This window comes from Microbacterium sp. 01T413_2 (assembly GCF_056398985.1).
This window is the reverse complement of record NZ_JBFTQL010000005.1, coordinates 60,621-76,533: the sequence shown is the minus strand read 5'-3', so window position 1 is coordinate 76,533 and position 15,913 is coordinate 60,621. Positions and strand designations below refer to the sequence as shown.

The window sequence follows — 15,913 nt, the reverse complement described above, 5'->3', positions numbered from 1 at the left end:
CCAGGAGTAAGAACAATGCCTAAGCCCACCAAGGGTCCCCGCCTCGGAGGCGGCCCGGCCCACGAGCGTCTGCTGCTCGCGAACCTCGCCGCACAGCTGTTCCTTCACAAGTCGATCAAGACCACCGAGACCAAGGCCAAGCGCCTGCGTCCGCTGGCCGAGCGTCTCGTCACCTTCGCCAAGCGCGGCGACCTGCACGCGCGCCGTCGCGTGCTGACGGTGCTGCGCAGCAACAAGGAGGCGACGCACATCCTGTTCGCCGAGATCGCGCCGCTCGTCGCCGAGCGTGAGGGCGGCTACACCCGCATCACCAAGGTCGGCAACCGCAAGGGTGACAACGCGCCCATGGCCGTCATCGAGCTCGTGCTCGAGCCCGTCACCCCCAAGGTGAAGAAGGCCGCTGCGAAGCCGGCTGCCGCCAAGAAGGCTGCTGAGCCCGTCGCCGAGGCTCCGGCCGAGGTCGTCGAGGCCGAGGTCGAGGAGACCGCCGCTCCGGCTGCGCTCGTCGACGGCGGCTTCGGTGAGGACTCCGCTGCTCCGCTCGAGGACGGCTCCGCCCCCGAAGGCTTCGACATCAAGGGCAACAAGGACTCGATGAAGTTCCACCGCCCCGATGGCCAGTGGTACGACGCCACCGTCGCCGAGGTGTACTTCCGCACCGCCGAGGCTGCTGAGGCCGCCGGTTTCGTGGAGGCCGGCAAGTAAGCCAGCTCGCGTTCTGAAGCCCGTCGCCCCCGTGTGGGGCGGCGGGCTTCGTCGTTGTCTGGGGTGGGGCGTGGCGCTGGGGCGTGCTGGTCGGTGGTCGCCCGTGCTGTTCGGTGGTTGCCCGTGGCGCTCGCTGGTCGCGTATTGCGGTCATGACGAGGGCGAAGCCGCAATCTGCGACCAGTGAAGGTCGAGGGGCGGATCCCCCTCTGCTGCTCGCTGGTCGCGTATTGCGGTCATGACGAGGGCGAAGCCGCAATCTGCGACCAGGGAGCGGAAGTGGAGCGCGTGTGGGAGGCGTGGGCGAGTGAACTCCCGAGGGGCGGATCCGGATCCGGTCAGGGCGCGGGGCAGATGTTCGCGCCGGCCGATGCGACGAGGGGAGATCCACCGGCGCAGGGTTCGGGCGTGAGCGTGCGGGTTTGCTGCATCGCGGGAGCGTCGAACAGGCCGACGTGCGCTCCGGTCAGCACCACCGACGACACCGGCCAGCCCCAGGGCTTCGCGGCGAGCCATTGCACGTCGTTGTCGCGCACCCATGCGGCGAGGGGGGCGACTTCGGCGCGCTGCTGAGCCAGGGTCTGGGTGGTCGGCGGCTGCGCGGTGCGCACCGTGTCGCCGGCAGCGCCTCCGGTCACCACCACGGCCAGAACGGCCGCCACGGCGACGGCGACGACCCGCGTGAGGGCTGGGGTCACCACGTTCCCGCGCCGCCGCCACAGCGCCCCCACGGCGCGGACAGCGATCGCGGCCAGGATCGGGGCGAACGCGAACACGCCGACTGCGGGGTGGCGCACCCACAGCGGCAGCTGCGCCGCCTGCGCCCACCAGGCGACGAAGGCGAGCAGGCCCACGGCGGATCCGAACCCGAGCGCGAGAAGCTGCGGATCCCGCCCCCACCAGCGGGGGCGCTGCGGATCCGACACGACTGCGACCGGGGCGGACGAAGCGCGGCCGAGTTCCGAGCCCTTCGACGGGCTCAAGTTCCGGATGCCGACGGCATCGCCCCGTGCGGGCGCCGCGGCCCACACCACCGCGACGGCCGCGAGCACCACGGCGACCGCGACGAGCCACCACGGCACGAACCAGGATCCGGCCAAGGTCCCGAGCTTCTGCGGCACCGTGGTCGGCTCGATGTGCTGTCCGCCGCTGAGCAGGAAGCCGCCCAGCGCGCGCACGTGCCGCACGTAGCCCGTGAAGCCCATCGAGGCGAGCGCGATCAGCTCCATGAGCACCGTGGGCGCGGCCACGAAGACCAGCGGCACCACGCTGCGGCGCAGGGCCGCGGCCAGGCGCGGCCAGAACGGCGCGGCGGGCGTGAGCAGGAACAGCGCCACGGCGAATGCGGGCAGCGCGAGCAGCGCGATGAGCTTCGCCTGCACGGCGAGCCCCAGTAGCAGCCCCGCGAGCCACGCGCGGCGCGGCAGCACGATCAGCGCCCACACGATGAGCGCGGCCGCGGCGATCTCGCCGAGCAGGTCCGCCGGGCCCTGGATCGGGGAGACGCTGTCCGCGGTGTTGAACGCGAGCGGCAGCGCCACGGCGATCAGCGCGCCGAAGCGGCCGGCGATGCGCCGTCCCAGCACGCCGAGCCCGACGAGCAGGAGCACCCAGTACGCGAGCGGCACGAGTCGTGCGCCGATCACCGGATCCACGCCGAACGCGAGCACTCCGGCGACCGGCAGCAGCACGACCGGACCGGTGGAGATCCGCGGATCGAACGGCGTCAGGGTCGAGCCCGACAGTGTGCCGTCGCTGGTGTAGCCGAGGCCGGCCAGCAGGTTCCGCGGCACGGTGAGGTTGAAGGCCTCGTCCTCCCAGAATCGCAGCGCTGTCAGGCTGTGCCACATCACGATCGCGTTCGCGACGAGGAGCAGCCCGAGCAGGATCCAGAATGCGATTCCGGAGAGGCGACGAGTCATGCGGATCCGGATCCCTCGTCGGCACCAGCCTCGTCGGGAGCTGCGGATCCCTCGTCGGACGCGGCGGTGCGAGGGGCACGCGGCGCCGGGAGCCCCTCGAGCTCGAGCGCCCGCAGCGGGGCGCCGGGGCGCAGTGACCACATCCACGCCTCGCGCAGGGCGCTGAGCGCGAAGAGCACGAGCTTCTTGGGCGGCAGCGACGGGCGTGCGACCTTGCCCCACATCGTGCCGGTGCTGGAGCTGCCACGGCGCGGGATGCTGCGCACGCGCAGGTAGCGCACTGCGAATCCGGCGCGCACCTCGCCGAGGGAGAAGTGCACGTGCGGCACGAGGGCGTCGGAGGGTACGGCGTTCACGAGGATCTGCAGCGCCTCGGGGCGGTACACGCGCAGGGGGGTGTTCACGTCGGGCACGCCGCGTCCGACGATCGCGCCGGTGAGCAGCCGCACACCGGCGGTGAGCAGGCGGCGGTACCAGGCGTCGGTGCGAGAGTGGCGCACGCCGTGCACGACATCTGCGCCGGTGCTGCTCAGCGCGCGCACGGCGGAGGCGATCTCGGATCCGAGGAACTGCCCGTCGCCGTCGACGTGCACGAGCGCGTCGGGGGACAGCGCGAGGCCGGCGCGGTACGCGGCGAGGGCGGTGGGGCCGTGGCCGCGGTTGGCCGGCTGGGTCTGCACGTCGACGTCGGGGATACCGGCGAGGGCGGTGGCGGTGCCATCGGTGGAGCGGTCGTCGGCGACGACGAAGCTCACGCGCTCGGCGAGCGGGGCGACGGCGGTGCGGATCTCGTCGATGAAGCCGCCGATGCCCTCGGCCTCGTTGTAGGCCGGCATCACGACGGCCAGGTGGGCGTACTGCACTCGAACCTCGAGCCTTCTCCTGGAGGGCCCGTGGTGGGCCGGGGCGGGACCCGTCGGCGCCACGGCAGCACCGGCGGAGTCTTCGCGAGGGAGGAGCGGGGATCCGCCCCGTTGATGCCAGGCGTCCTGGGCCGCACCGTCCCCCGGGTATTCTAGTAGGGCTATGGATCGCCGCTCCCGGTTGCGCCGTCTGGCGGGAGTCGGCACCCGCTTCCTGATCGTCGGCGGCATCAGCACGCTCATCGAGGTCGGAGCGTTCAACCTCTTCGTCTTCGTCTTCGGGTGGGACCTCGTCGTCGGCAAGATCGCCGCGAGCCTGGTCGCGCTGATCAACGCGTACATCGGCAATCGCGAGTGGGCGTTCCGCGGACGCGACCGGCGCGGACGCGTCGCCGAGATCGTGCTCTTCCTCGCGGTCAACCTCGTCTGCACCCTGCTCGGTGCGGGCATCGTGTGGCTCGGCGCCGAGGTGGTGCAGGGCGCCACCGGCCACGCTCCGAGCCTTCCGATCGTGAACCTGATCAACCTCGGCAGCATCGCCGTGATCGTGCTGGTGCGCTTCGTGCTGTACCACTACATCGTGTTCCGGCACACGCCCAAGGACGCGACGGCCGAGACTGCGGGATCCGATGACCGTTCCGGGGCTGTCTCGGGCGACTGAGCAGGCCGGCGTTCGCTGGTCGCAGATTGCCGTCAAGCGGCGCTGAAGACGACAATTCGCGACCAGTCAGCGAGGGGATCCGGTTCCGTCGTCGTAGGGGCGCGGATCCGAGGCTCAGGCCCGGGCGCGGAGGTCCTTGCGCAGGATCTTGCCCGAGGCGGACTTCGGGATCGCGTCGATGAACTCCACCAGGCGCACCTTCTCGTGCGGGGCGACGTGCGCGGCGACGTGCGCCTTCACCCCTTCCTCATCGAGCTCCGCGCCCGGCTGCAGCACCACGAAGGCCTTCGGCACCTCCTGACCGTCCTCGTCCGCGACGCCGATCACGGCGGCGTCGGCGATCGCGGGGTGCTCGAGCAGCACGGCCTCCAGCACGGCGGGCGCGACCTGGTAGCCCTTGTACTTGATGAGCTCCTTCAGGCGGTCCACGATCCGGAACACCCCGCCGGCGGTCACGGTGGCGACGTCGCCGGTGTGCAGCCAGCCGTCCGCGTCCAGCATGTCGGCGGTGGCGTCGGGGCGGTTGAGGTAGCCCTTCATGACCTGCGGTCCGCGGATGAGCAGCTCACCGGGCTCGCTCGAACCCTCGGCCGGCACGACCACGTCGGATCCGTCCTCGCCGAGCAGGCGCGCCTCGGTGTTCGGAATCAGCAGCCCGACCGAGGAGAGGTCGATGTCGTCGCGCTCCACCGGGATCGTGTGCGTGACCGGGCTGGTCTCGGTCATGCCGTAGCCCTGCCGCACGGTGCAGTCCAGCCGCTCCGCGACCGCGTGCGCGAGAGCGCCGTCCAGCGGGGCGGCACCCGAGAACACGACCTTGACCGCGCTCATGTCGTACTGCGCGACGAGCGGATGCTTTGCGAGCGCGACGGCGATCGGCGGCGCGATGAACAGCCAGCTGGTGCGCTGCTCCGCGATGATGCGCAGGAACTCGACCAGGTCGAACTTCGGCATCGTGACGAGCGTGGCGCGCAGGCGCACGGCGAGGTTGAGCAGCACCGTCATGCCGTAGATGTGGAAGAAGGGCAGCACGGCGAGGATCCGGTCCTCGTCGTTCAGCTCGATCGAGACCGTGCTCTGCGCCACGTTGGCGACGAGGTTGCGGTGCGTGAGCATCACGCCCTTGGGGCGCCCGGTGGTTCCCGAGGAGTACGGCAGCACGGCGACGTGCGTGGCCGGGTCGAACGTGATCGCGGGGGCGTGATGGCCCTCGGAGAGCAGGTCGCGCAGCGAAGGGTGGCCCTCGGCGCCGTCGAGGACGATGAGCTGGTCGGCGGGCAGACCGAGCTGGGCGGCGGCGGCCTCGGCCTGCGGCAGCAGCGGGCTGACCGTGATGAGCCAGAACGCGGACGCGTCGCGCAGCTGGTTCGCGATCTCGTCGGCCGTGTAGAGCGCGTTGATCGTGGTGGCCGTCGCGCCGGAGCGGAGGATGCCGTGGAACACGGTCGCGAACGCCGGCACATTCGGGCAGAGCAGGCCCACCGCGTCGCCCACGCCGATGCCGCGTGCGGCGAGGGCTCCGGCGAAGAGGTCGATCTGCCCGATGAGCTGCCGGTAGGTGGTCTCCGCCCCGGACATGCCGTCGACCAGCGCGACACGGTCGAGGTCGTGCTCGGAGATGTCGCCGAAGAGATACTCGTGGATCGGGACCGCGGGGATCTCGACATCGGGGAGGATGCTGCTGACCATGGGATCTCCTTCGATCTCGGTCGCGTGCGGTCGGGCGCCGCCATCGCTTGCGATTCAGTGTCGCACAATATGGGACTGAGTGTCAGGGTCCTTTTGGGGTGACGATGAAGCCGGGCGGATCCGTCCCGCCCGCTCCCATGGGTGCGATCCTGCGGGCCCGCTTCTTTGGTTCGCTGGTCGCGAAGTGCGGTCAAGCGGGCGTGAGAACGACACTATGCGACCAGTGCGCAGAACGGCACTGGGTACCCTTGATCCGTGCGCATCCGTCTCGACATCGCCTATGACGGCACCCACTTCCGGGGCTGGGCGAAGCAGCCGGGTCTGCGGACCGTGCAGGGCACGATCGAGGACGCGCTCGCCCGCATCGTCGGGCCCGCGGCGGCCATCGAGCGCGGGAACGGATCCGACTCCGCGACCAGCGGCGGATCGGCGACGCCGGGGGAGAAGACGGGCCTCGGCCCGCGGCTCGTCGTCGCCGGACGCACCGACGCCGGCGTGCACGCCACGGGGCAGGTCGCGCATGTCGACCTCGACGAGCAGCAGTGGGCCCGCGTGGCCACGCGCAACGGGCGGGGAGCGTCGGATCCGGCCGGGTCGCTCGCGGCGCGGATCCGCGGGGTGCTCGGGCACTACCCCGACGTCACGGTGTCGCGCACCGCGCTTGCGCCGGAGGGCTTCGACGCGCGCTTCTCGGCGGTGTGGCGCCGCTACCGCTATCGCCTCGCCGACGCCCGGGCCGGCTACGACCCGCTGTTGCGCCACGACACCACGACGATCAAGGCCACCCTCGACGAGGGCGCCATGGACGCCGCCGCGCAGACCCTGATCGGCCTGCACGACTTCGCCGCGTACTGCAAGCCGCGCGAGGAGGGCACCACGATCCGCACGCTGCTGGACTACCGCTGGACGCGCGATGCGACCGGCGTGCTCGTGGCCGAGGTGAAGGCCGACGCCTTCTGCCACAGCATGGTGCGCGCGCTGGTCGGAGCGTGCGCGGCCGTGGGGGAGGGGCGCCTCGAGGTCGCCGACCTCGCTCGGCTGCGCGACGAACTCACCCGCACCAGCGCGTTCAAGGTGCTCGCCGCGCGCGGCCTCACGCTGACCGAGGTCGGGTACCCCGCCGACGAACTGCTCGCCGCCCGTGCCGAGCAGACCCGCAACCGCCGCGACCAGGACGACTGAACCGGATCCGGATCCGTAACACCCCGTGAATACTGCGCGCCCGCCCAGGGAGTCGGGAACACGCGCGGGTAGCGTGGAGGTGTGCGGATCATCTCCTACAACCTGCGCAAGCATCGCGCGGCGCATGAGCTCGACGACCTCGTCGACGCCCATGACCCCGACGTGCTGTGCCTGCAGGAGGGTGACACCGCATCGCTGCCGGAGCAGGCCGGGGGGCTGGTGCTCGCGCACACCACGCAGCGCAACCGGCTGGGCCTGGCGATCTACTACCGCTCCAGCGCGTTCCGTCTTGTCGACATGGCGGCGGTCTCGGTGAAGAAGTCGCTGCATGATCACGTGCTCCGTCCCGCGCACGAGCGGCTGCTGGGCGTGCGGCTGCGTGACATCGACGCCGGCCGGGACTTCCTGGTCGCATCGCTGCACGCCGCCCCGCTCACCGCGCGAAACGCGCTGCGACGGGACCAGATCCGCGCCGCGCTGTCGGAGCTCTCCGAACTCGGCTGGGGCCTGCCGCAGCTCATCGTCGGCGACTTCAACTACCCCGTGTTCAAGGAGCGGCTCAGCGAGCACATGCGCGACGTCGGGTACGAGCTGGTCATGAGCGACCAGCACACGTACACGCGCTACCGGGTGTTCCGCGGGTTCTACGACTTCGCCGCGGCGTCGGGGTTCGTCGTGGAGTCGGTGCGCACGCTGCCGCAGGGGGAGTCGGACCACCTGCCGATCCTGGTGACGGCGACCCCGAAGTAGGGGCCTCGCCGGGCGCGCGGGCCCGTTCAGTGGTCGCGTATTGCGGCATTGACGCGATCTAGACCGCAATCTGCGACCAGTGAACGCAAGGTGAGGGGATCCACGGGCGGCTGGGCCAGACCCAACCGTTCACCGGCTCGTCGCCGACGCGTCGTCCGGATGCAGGGTGCCGGAGAGGCGGATCCGGTGATGTGGCCTCATGCGGATGTCTGTGATCGGCTGCGGGTATCTCGGCGCCGTGCACGCGGCGGCCATGGCGTCGATCGGCCATGAGGTGATCGGCATCGACACGGATCCGACCAAGATCGCCGCGCTCGCCGCAGGACGCGCCCCCTTCTTCGAACCGGGGCTGGACGAGCTGCTGGCGAGCAGCGTGGCGAGCGGGCGGCTGAGGTTCTCGGCCGACATCGCCGATGCGCGTGGCGCGCAGGTGCACTTCCTCGCGGTGGGCACCCCGCAGCAGCCGGACTCCTCGGCCGCCGACCTGCGCTACGTGCATGCGGCGCTCGATGCGCTGCTTCCGCACCTCCAGCCCGGAGACGTGGTGGCGGGCAAGTCCACGGTGCCCGTCGGCACCGCCGCGGTGGTCGCCGGGCGCGCGGCCGAGACCGGCGCGACCCTGGTCTGGAACCCGGAGTTCCTGCGCGAGGGCTGGGCGGTGCATGACACGCTGCGCCCGGACCGGCTCGTGGTCGGCGCCGCGGCGGACGCCGACGGGGCGCGCGCCACCGACATGCTCCGCGAGGCATATGCGGATGCGATCGCGAGTGGCAGCCCGTTCCTGGCCACCGACCTGGCCACCGCCGAGCTCGTGAAGGGCGCGGCCAACGCCTTCCTGGCCACGAAGATCTCGTTCATCAACGCGATGGCGGAGATCGCCGAGGCGTCCGGCGCCGACGTCACGCTGCTCGCTGACGCGATCGGCCACGATGAGCGGATCGGCCGGCGCTTCCTCGGCGCGGGGATCGGATTCGGCGGCGGCTGCCTGCCGAAGGACATCCGGGCGTTCGCGGCGCGCGCGGAGGAACTGGGACGCGGGGCGTCGGTGGGTTTCCTCCGCGAGGTCGACGCGATCAATCTGCGTCGCCGAGAGCACGCCGTGCGCCTCGTGGTCGACGCGTTCGGCGGCAGCGTGGTGGGGCGGCGCATCACGATGCTGGGCGCCGCGTTCAAACCGCACAGCGATGACGTGCGCGACTCGCCGGCGCTCGACGTCGCCACGCGGTTGCGCGGGCTGGGGGCGAAGGTGACGGTGACGGATCCGGAGGCGATCCCGAACGCGAAGCGCCTGCATCCGCAGCTGAAGTACAAGCGCGACCGCGACGAGGCGATCCGCAAGGCGGAGGCTCTCGTGCTCGTCACGGAGTGGGACCTGTACCGCCGCGAGCTGACCCCCGCGCACGCCGCGTCGCTGACCCCGGGACGCATCGTCGTCGACGGACGCAACTGCCTGGATCCGGCCGCGTGGCGCGCCGAGGGGTGGACGTACCTGGGCATGGGGCGCCCGTAGCCCGCGCGCAACGAAGATGGCAGGGCCGCCGGATCCGCCGCACCTGTCGCACGCGCCGCAACCGCGGCCTCGTGAGGCCAGTACCGCTTTGTCGATAGAGTCGAGTACCGCGTCGACGTGGGAAAGGCGGGGACAGATGCCCGACGATGACCTGCCCCCGAACGGGGTCGGCACCGCAGGAGCTGCGAACGGCGAACGCCTGCAGCCCGGCGACGGAGGTGCCTTCGATCTCTCGGCGCTCTTCTCGCATGAGCACGACGACGAGCGGGCCGCCGGCGAAGGCCATCACGACGACGTGGGGATCCTGTTCGCGGATCCGACGCCGTCACAGCCGCGTCCGATGGCCCCGCAGAGTGAGGTCGACGACCTGCACCTGACGCCCGCGACCGCTCTCATCGACACCGCCGAGGGACACCTCTTCGACGAGGCTGAGATCGAGGCGCATCCTTACACGCACGCGTTCCCCGCGCCTCTGCCCGCGCGTCCCGAGCCGCAGCACGCCCAGACCTACGGGTTCGCCCGTCCCCAGGCGATCGCGATGGCGGTGGGACTCGTGATCACGGCCGCCGGCGCCGGCTGGGCCCTCGCGACTCCGGCCGCGTCCTCGCCCGTGACCGTGCAGGCGTCTCCGAGCGCGACGGTCGACCCCGAGCGCGTGGCGAAGGTCAACGATTCGGTCGACGCGCTGGCTGGAGCGGTGGCGGCCGCACAGACCCGCGCCGATTCGTTCACGGGGCCGCTGGCGGCCATGGCCGGATCCAGTGACGAGTCGGCACGGCTCGCCGCCGAAGCCGCACGTCAGGCCTATGTCGCCGCGATCGCCGCGGTGAAGGCGCCGAAGCCGGCCGGCAAGAGCGCGACCAACACGTCGCTGGACCAGCTCGAGCGCGACGTCGCGGCAGCGAACGCGTCCCTCACCGCCGCGAATGCAGGGTTCCGCGGAGCGATCACCACGTTCCGGCAGTCGATCCCGGCGTTCGCCGCGACGGCCGTGGCCGACAACCCCGACGCCGCGGAGCCATTCCGCATCGCGGTGACCGAGACGGCGGCAGCCGCGGCGGCTTCGGATCCGTTCGGCCCGACGCCGTTCGCCGCCATGGAGGCCTGGCGCAACGCGCTCGCCGCCCTCATCGCCGACCAGGCGCGCGCCGTCGCGGAGGCGGAGTCGAACGGATCGGGCGGATCTGGCGGATCGGGCGGATCCGGCGGCACCGGAGGTACGGGCACGGACGGCGGGACCACGACGCAGCCGACCACGCCGCCGACGGAGCCGTCGCAGCCTCCGGTCAGCACACCGCCCGCTGATCCACCGATCGTCCTGCCGACGCCGTGAGCCTCAGCCGCTCGGCGCGCTGAGGGACGGGTCGCGAGGCAGGCCTATTTCTTCGCGGGCACGCACCCCGGGGTGTCGATCGTGACGGGCGTGGCCTTCACCATCGGGGTGTGGCGCACCTCGAGCGGGCCGTACGCGCCGGCCGGAGCGCTGAACGTCGCCACGACGGTCGCGGTCTGCCCGGGTGCCATGAGCACGTTGACCTTCGCCACGGTGCGGCCCAGATGCGGCTGCCCGGATACGCCCACGGGCTGGCCATCGACGGTGACGCCCGTGAGAGTGGATCCGACCGGTCCGTACAGGTACACGTCCGTGGAGGCGTGCCCCTTGGGGAAGAAGAGGCCGGGGTCGACGTACGCCGGCAGACCGGGGACCGCGGCCGGATCGAGCGTGTTCTGCAGCGTGACCGTGCTGGAGAACGTCGGTGCATCGGGCTTCTGGCATTGCGTGCTCGACACGGCGACGCCCATCTGCATGTAGTAGTCGAGTTTGCTCGCCGTGAGGTCGTCGACGTAGACGCCGAGGTCGGTGGTCTTGGTGTTGTCGCTGGGCATGTTGCCGCCCACCGGGGTGCCCGCCAGCATCTTCGCCTGCGCCTCGTCGCCGGGGGAGTACATCAGGCGCCCCTCGTTCGAGGCCTGCACCAGTGCGGTCAGCAGCGTCTTGGGGTCGGCGTGCGTGGTGAGGAGCGCGTCGAACACGCTCCTGGCGGCGGCCGCGAAGAAGGCGTCCTGCGTGGCGGGGTCCGGATACTTCGCGTACACCTCGTTCAGCAATAGCGGCACGGCGTTGTCAGCCGTGATGGTCTCGCCGAACGGAGTGGGCATCGTCACCGGACCGATGGCGCGCAGCAGGTAGCCGAGGGCGACCGGATCCATCGACGCGACGGCATCGACGGGGGTGCCGTATGTCTCCGCCCACCAGGCGCGCACGATCTGCGCGGTCTCGCTGAAGTCGGGGGAGAGCGTAGCGTCCTGAATGTAGCGGCCGATCTTGTTGCCGTAAAGGGCCTCGGTCTCGGAGCTCAGCGCGATGACCGGATCCGGACGGCCGTTCCTGAAGTCGGTGGAGTTCGCCTGCTGCGTCACGGAGATCTTGCCGTTCTCCGCCGTCAGCATCGTGATCGCGGCGGGGTTGCCGCCGGTGCCGCGCGACTCGGCGTTGTTCTGGAAGATCAGCAGGTAATGCTGCGGGCCGTCGGCACCCAGGGCCTTCGGCAGGATCGTGAGCGCGTTGTGGATCGGGGTCACGGCGGGCTCGATCTTCGCCATTGCGGCGTCGAGCTGGGCAACGCCCGAGGCGACCTGGGGCACGAGTGCGGAGCGGTCGAGCGTGTCGAGGGCCGTCCTGATGCGGGTGACGCTCTTGTTCGCCGTCTCGATCGTGGCGGCGAGCTTGGAGAGGTTGGCGACGTCGATGCCGCCGTCCTTCGGCATCAGCGCGTTCAGGTCGATCGCGGTGAGCGGTGTGATCGCGTTGGTGACGAGGTCGTTGACGGATCCGGCGACCACGCGCGCCGCAACGAGGTTCGGCCCGGCCACCGGCACCCACTCCGCGCTCTTCCACAGCCGACCGGTGGTCTCCTTCTCGGCGGCGGCGGTCAGCTGGGAGATCTGCGCGATCGTGGCCTTGGCGCCGGCCGTGTTGCCGTCGAGCATCTGCTGCTGCACGGTGTCGACGAGCGGGATGGCCTTCTCGAGGTCGGCCTTCGCCGCCATCGCGTGCCCGTACAGCTCCTTTGCGGCGACGACGCCGGCGATGGCGAGCCCGATGAGCACCAGCAGGATCGCGATCGGCAGCCAAAACCGGGCGCTCTTCAGCAGAGGGCGACGGTATCGCTTCTTGGACTTCTCGTGCTCGAGGTCCGCGTCGACGAGAAGGCGTGCGAGCGAACCGTCCGATTCGGGTGAAGAGTTCTCGGGAGCCGGGCGCGCCCCACGTTCTTCGTGTCGGGATGGCACGGTGCGAGTCTAGGGACCCGGCGGGCTGCAAGCCATGGTCGCGCGGCGTCGATTTGGCCACGGTCGCACGCGCAGGCGACGACTCCGCGTTGCACCGGCTGGGCCTGCCGGCAGCCGCGTGAATCGTACGAAATGCGAACGAAAAAAGTACACGAGGCGTCACTTTCCGGACAATGTCACTCGGCGTTCTCACAGGTATGGGATCCTGGAGACACAGGGGGAGTGGTTCGGGGCCCTGCTCCGCGCCTCGGGATGGCTGACGACAAGCGTCCGCGCGTGGACGCGTCGCAGAGACGATGAGGGGGGATCTGCGGTGCAAAGCGGTATCCGAGAGGCACCTGTCGCAACGGCGACCCGCGAGATGGTGACCCGGCAGCGGCGCCGACGCTGGGTGGCCGCGCTGGACGCCTGCGCGTGGGTGCTCGGAACGTTGCTCGCCGTCGGCCTGCGCCTCGACTTCGGCATGCCCTTGTCGGGGTGGATCGCCACGCTTGCGCTGGGCGCCGTCGCCGCTGCGCTCCAGCTGATCGTCGGTTATGCGCTCGCGTTGTACCGAGGCCGCTATCCCTATGGTTCTTTCAGCGAGGTGTGGACGATCGCTCTCATCGTGGGCGGGATCACCCTGATTCTCTCCTCGGTCGTCATCCCGTCCGGGAACATGGTCGGCCTTCCTCGCGCAACGGTCCTGCTGGCCGGGCCGTTCGTGCTGCTCCTCATGTTCGGGGTGCGCTACCTCGCCCGCCTGACCGTCGAGCGTTCCAGGAAGCCCTCGAGCAGTGCTGAGCGAACCCTTGTGCTCGGTGCGGGGTATCTCGGAGACCGCCTGTTGCACACGATCACCACCGACCCTGGTTCGCCGATCCTCCCCGTCGGGCTGCTCGACGATGACCCTGCCAAGAAGAACCTGCGGCTGCGCGGGGTGCCGGTGCTCGGTCGCCGCAGCCAGCTCGCCGAGATCGCGGAACGGACCGGCGCCACGAGGTTGGTGATCGCGCTCGGCAACGCCGACAGCGTGCTGATGCGCGAGCTCAGTGACGCAGCGGACGCGGCCGGCATGAGCGTGTCGGTCACGCCCACCATCACCGACTACATGCTCGACGGGCATGCCACGGTCGACGTGCGCGACATCGAGATCGAAGACCTCATCGGTCGCCACCCGGTCGACACCAACGTCGAACTCATCGCCGGCTACATCACCGGCAAGCGTGTGCTCGTGACGGGCGCGGGCGGATCGATCGGATCCGAACTTTGCCGTCAGCTCGCGAAGTTCGGTCCCCGTGAGCTGATCATGCTCGACCGGGACGAGACGGGCCTGCAGACGGCTCAGCTCGGCACGGCCGGCAACGGCCTGCTCGACAGCAAGGACGTCGTGCTGGCCGACATCCGCGACGAGGCGGTGCTGAACGCGATCTTCGACGAGCGTCGGCCCGAGGTGGTCTTCCACGCGGCGGCCCTGAAGCACCTGCCGATGCTCGAGCAGTATCCGGACGAGGCCTGGAAGACGAATGTCATCGGTTCTCTGAACGTGCTGCAGGCGGCACGCCGGGTCGGCGTGAGCCACTTCGTCAACATCTCCACCGACAAGGCCGCGAACCCGACCAGCGTGCTCGGGCACTCCAAGCGGGTCGCCGAGAAGCTCACCGCCTGGGCGGGCGAGCAGACCGGCATGCAGTATCTATCGGTGCGCTTCGGCAACGTGATCGGCAGCCGCGGATCCATGCTTCCGACGTTCCAGCGTCTGATCGCCGACGACAAGCCGATCACGGTCACGCATCCAGACGCGACCCGGTACTTCATGACGATCCCCGAGGCATGTCAGCTCGTGATCCAGGCGGGCGGCATCGGCCGTGCCGGCGAAGTGCTCATCCTCGACATGGGCGAGCCCGTCTCGATCCTCGAGGTCGCCAAGCGCATGATCTCGATGTCGGGCAAGGACATCGACATCGTCTTCACGGGCCTCCGGCACGGAGAGAAGCTGCATGAGGAACTGGTCGGAGCTCGAGAGAACCTCGAACGGCCCTTCCACCCGCAGATCTCGCACGCGCACGCCGACACGATCAGCCCTGAGCGGCTCGACAAGGCAGGCTGGGAAGCGCGGATGAAGGCGGTGCCCCGCATCAACGACACGGCGATCGTCGACCGCATCGTCGTGGAACACGCTGTCAACGACTCGACGCGCATCGCGCAGGAGGCCTCCTCGAATGGCTGAACGGATCTACATGTCCTCCCCGGATGTCACGGAACTGGAGGAGCAGTCGATCATCTCCGCGATCCGTTCGGGCTGGATCGCTCCTCTCGGCCCTGATGTCGATGCGTTCGAGTCGGAGCTCGCGGCGCGACTCGATGTCGCGCACGGTGTCGCCCTGAGCTCGGGAACCGCTGCGCTGCACCTGGGGCTGCTGACCCTGGGAATCAAGCCCGGAGACATCGTCGTGACGTCGACCATGACGTTCGCCGCGACGACCAACGCGATCGTCTACACGGGTGCCGAGCCCTACTTCGTCGATGCTGATCCGCAGACGGGGAACATGGATCCCGCGCTGTTGCGAGAAGCCCTGACAACCCTGCGCGACGCGGGTGAGCACGTCGGGGCGGTCGTCCCCGTCGATCTGCTCGGCAAGGCGGTGGACTACACGGCGATCCTGGCGATCGCGGATGAGTTCGGCGTTCCCGTTCTCGCCGACGCGGCGGAGTCACTGGGTGCATCCCACGCGGGACAGGCCGCGGGCAGTTTCGGGCGAGCGTCGATCGTCTCCTTCAACGGGAACAAGATCATGACGACCTCGGGCGGCGGGATGCTGCTCACTGACGACGCTGACTTCGCGCACCACGTGCGATATCTCGCGACGCAGGCGCGACAGCCCGTCGTGCACTACGAGCACGTCGATGTCGGCTACAACTACCGCATGAGCAACCTGCTCGCGGCGCTGGGCCGTGCACAGCTCTCACGGCTCGATGCCATGATCGCGCGTCGTCGTGAGATGCGGGAGCTCTACAAAGAGCTCTTCGCGACCGTCGATGGGGTCGAGGTCTTCGGCGCGGATGGTGACGAGTGCGACAACGTGTGGCTCACGTCGATCCTGGTCGACGAGAAGCGCACCGGCTGGGCTCCGTCTGACCTCTCTGCGGCGCTCGCAGCGGATGACATCGAGAGCCGGCCGCTCTGGAAGCCGATGCACAAGCAGCCGGTGTTCGCCCACCTTCGCGGCAGCATCAACGGCACCTCGGAGAAGCTGTTCGAATCGGGCCTCACCCTGCCCAGCGGGTCCGCGTTGACCGAGCCGCAGCGGGCTCGTGTGGTCGAAGGCATCAACGCCTTCGTCGGAGGGCGCTGAGG

Annotated in this window: 12 protein-coding genes; 8 read left to right on the top strand and 4 right to left on the bottom strand. The window is 70.1% G+C overall.

Translation table 11 applies throughout. From position 1 onward, the window contains the following. The first annotated feature begins 15 nt into the window (after positions 1-15). Positions 16-705: a 50S ribosomal protein L17, sunset domain variant gene (rplQ, locus tag AC1DMN_RS04890; RefSeq protein ID WP_440734020.1), complete on the top strand. Its 690-nt coding sequence runs from the start codon at positions 16-18 to the stop codon at positions 703-705. A gap of 338 nt (positions 706-1,043) precedes the next feature. Here the strand turns inward: rplQ and AC1DMN_RS04885 are convergent, their stop codons facing one another. Both AC1DMN_RS04885 and AC1DMN_RS04880 read right to left on the bottom strand, forming a co-directional pair. After that, entirely contained in the window at positions 1,044-2,627 is a 1,584-nt protein-coding gene (locus tag AC1DMN_RS04885; protein WP_477229672.1) for a hypothetical protein, read from the bottom strand. Beyond that, positions 2,624-3,490 (bottom strand): glycosyltransferase family 2 protein, encoded by an 867-nt coding sequence (locus AC1DMN_RS04880; RefSeq protein ID WP_477229671.1) that lies wholly within the window; start codon positions 3,488-3,490, stop codon positions 2,624-2,626. The genes AC1DMN_RS04885 and AC1DMN_RS04880 overlap by 4 nt, the downstream gene beginning before the upstream one ends. A gap of 163 nt (positions 3,491-3,653) precedes the next feature. On the opposite strand from AC1DMN_RS04880, the gene AC1DMN_RS04875 reads away from it, so the two are divergent. After that, positions 3,654-4,151 carry a GtrA family protein gene (locus AC1DMN_RS04875; protein WP_440734017.1) on the top strand — a complete coding sequence of 166 codons (498 nt, stop codon included), beginning with the start codon at positions 3,654-3,656 and terminating at the stop codon, positions 4,149-4,151. 114 nt (positions 4,152-4,265) lie between these two features. Here AC1DMN_RS04875 and AC1DMN_RS04870 read toward each other — a convergent pair whose 3' ends face one another. Further along, positions 4,266-5,840 (bottom strand): AMP-binding protein, encoded by a 1,575-nt coding sequence (locus AC1DMN_RS04870; RefSeq protein ID WP_477229670.1) that lies wholly within the window; start codon positions 5,838-5,840, stop codon positions 4,266-4,268. A 255-nt stretch (positions 5,841-6,095) separates the two neighbouring features. Here AC1DMN_RS04870 and truA point away from each other — a divergent pair, with 255 nt between their 5' ends. The 4 genes from truA to AC1DMN_RS04850 all read left to right on the top strand — a co-directional run bounded on the left by truA (position 6,096) and on the right by AC1DMN_RS04850 (position 10,615). Next, entirely contained in the window at positions 6,096-7,022 is a 927-nt protein-coding gene (truA, locus tag AC1DMN_RS04865; RefSeq protein ID WP_477229669.1) for a tRNA pseudouridine(38-40) synthase TruA, read from the top strand. Positions 7,023-7,103: 81 nt separating this feature from the next. Next, the gene (locus AC1DMN_RS04860) at positions 7,104-7,772 is read left to right on the top strand and encodes an endonuclease/exonuclease/phosphatase family protein (RefSeq protein WP_477229668.1); all 669 of its coding nucleotides are present in this window, start codon (positions 7,104-7,106) and stop codon (positions 7,770-7,772) included. Between the two features lie 199 nt (positions 7,773-7,971). Continuing rightward, the gene (locus AC1DMN_RS04855) at positions 7,972-9,282 is read left to right on the top strand and encodes a UDP-glucose dehydrogenase family protein (protein ID WP_477229667.1); all 1,311 of its coding nucleotides are present in this window, start codon (positions 7,972-7,974) and stop codon (positions 9,280-9,282) included. A gap of 136 nt (positions 9,283-9,418) precedes the next feature. Beyond that, a complete protein-coding gene (locus AC1DMN_RS04850) occupies positions 9,419-10,615 on the top strand; it encodes a hypothetical protein (protein ID WP_477229666.1) in 1,197 nt (398 codons plus the stop codon). A gap of 44 nt (positions 10,616-10,659) precedes the next feature. Here the strand turns inward: AC1DMN_RS04850 and AC1DMN_RS04845 are convergent, their stop codons facing one another. Continuing rightward, entirely contained in the window at positions 10,660-12,576 is a 1,917-nt protein-coding gene (locus tag AC1DMN_RS04845; RefSeq protein ID WP_477229665.1) for a DUF4012 domain-containing protein, read from the bottom strand. A gap of 361 nt (positions 12,577-12,937) precedes the next feature. Here AC1DMN_RS04845 and AC1DMN_RS04840 point away from each other — a divergent pair, with 361 nt between their 5' ends. Together AC1DMN_RS04840 and AC1DMN_RS04835 are read left to right on the top strand one after the other, a co-directional pair. Then, complete coding sequence (locus AC1DMN_RS04840; RefSeq protein ID WP_477229664.1) at positions 12,938-14,785, top strand: polysaccharide biosynthesis protein; 1,848 nt, start codon at positions 12,938-12,940, stop codon at positions 14,783-14,785. Next, on the top strand, positions 14,778-15,911 hold the full coding sequence (locus AC1DMN_RS04835) for a DegT/DnrJ/EryC1/StrS family aminotransferase (RefSeq protein WP_477229663.1): 1,134 nt from the start codon (positions 14,778-14,780) through the stop codon (positions 15,909-15,911). The genes AC1DMN_RS04840 and AC1DMN_RS04835 overlap by 8 nt, the downstream gene beginning before the upstream one ends. Positions 15,912-15,913 lie beyond the last annotated feature (2 nt).

Excerpts from the sequence above, each read along its gene's own strand:
- rplQ (WP_440734020.1), top strand. The coding sequence starts at position 16 with ATGCCTAAGCCCACCAAGGGTCCCCGCCTCGGAGGCGGCCCGGCCCAC.
- AC1DMN_RS04885 (WP_477229672.1), bottom strand. The coding sequence starts at position 2,627 with ATGACTCGTCGCCTCTCCGGAATCGCATTCTGGATCCTGCTCGGGCTG.
- AC1DMN_RS04875 (WP_440734017.1), top strand. The coding sequence starts at position 3,654 with ATGGATCGCCGCTCCCGGTTGCGCCGTCTGGCGGGAGTCGGCACCCGC.
- AC1DMN_RS04870 (WP_477229670.1), bottom strand. The coding sequence starts at position 5,840 with ATGGTCAGCAGCATCCTCCCCGATGTCGAGATCCCCGCGGTCCCGATC.
- AC1DMN_RS04855 (WP_477229667.1), top strand. The coding sequence starts at position 7,972 with ATGCGGATGTCTGTGATCGGCTGCGGGTATCTCGGCGCCGTGCACGCG.
- AC1DMN_RS04850 (WP_477229666.1), top strand. The coding sequence starts at position 9,419 with ATGCCCGACGATGACCTGCCCCCGAACGGGGTCGGCACCGCAGGAGCT.
- AC1DMN_RS04840 (WP_477229664.1), top strand. The coding sequence starts at position 12,938 with ATGGTGACCCGGCAGCGGCGCCGACGCTGGGTGGCCGCGCTGGACGCC.
- AC1DMN_RS04835 (WP_477229663.1), top strand. The coding sequence starts at position 14,778 with ATGGCTGAACGGATCTACATGTCCTCCCCGGATGTCACGGAACTGGAG.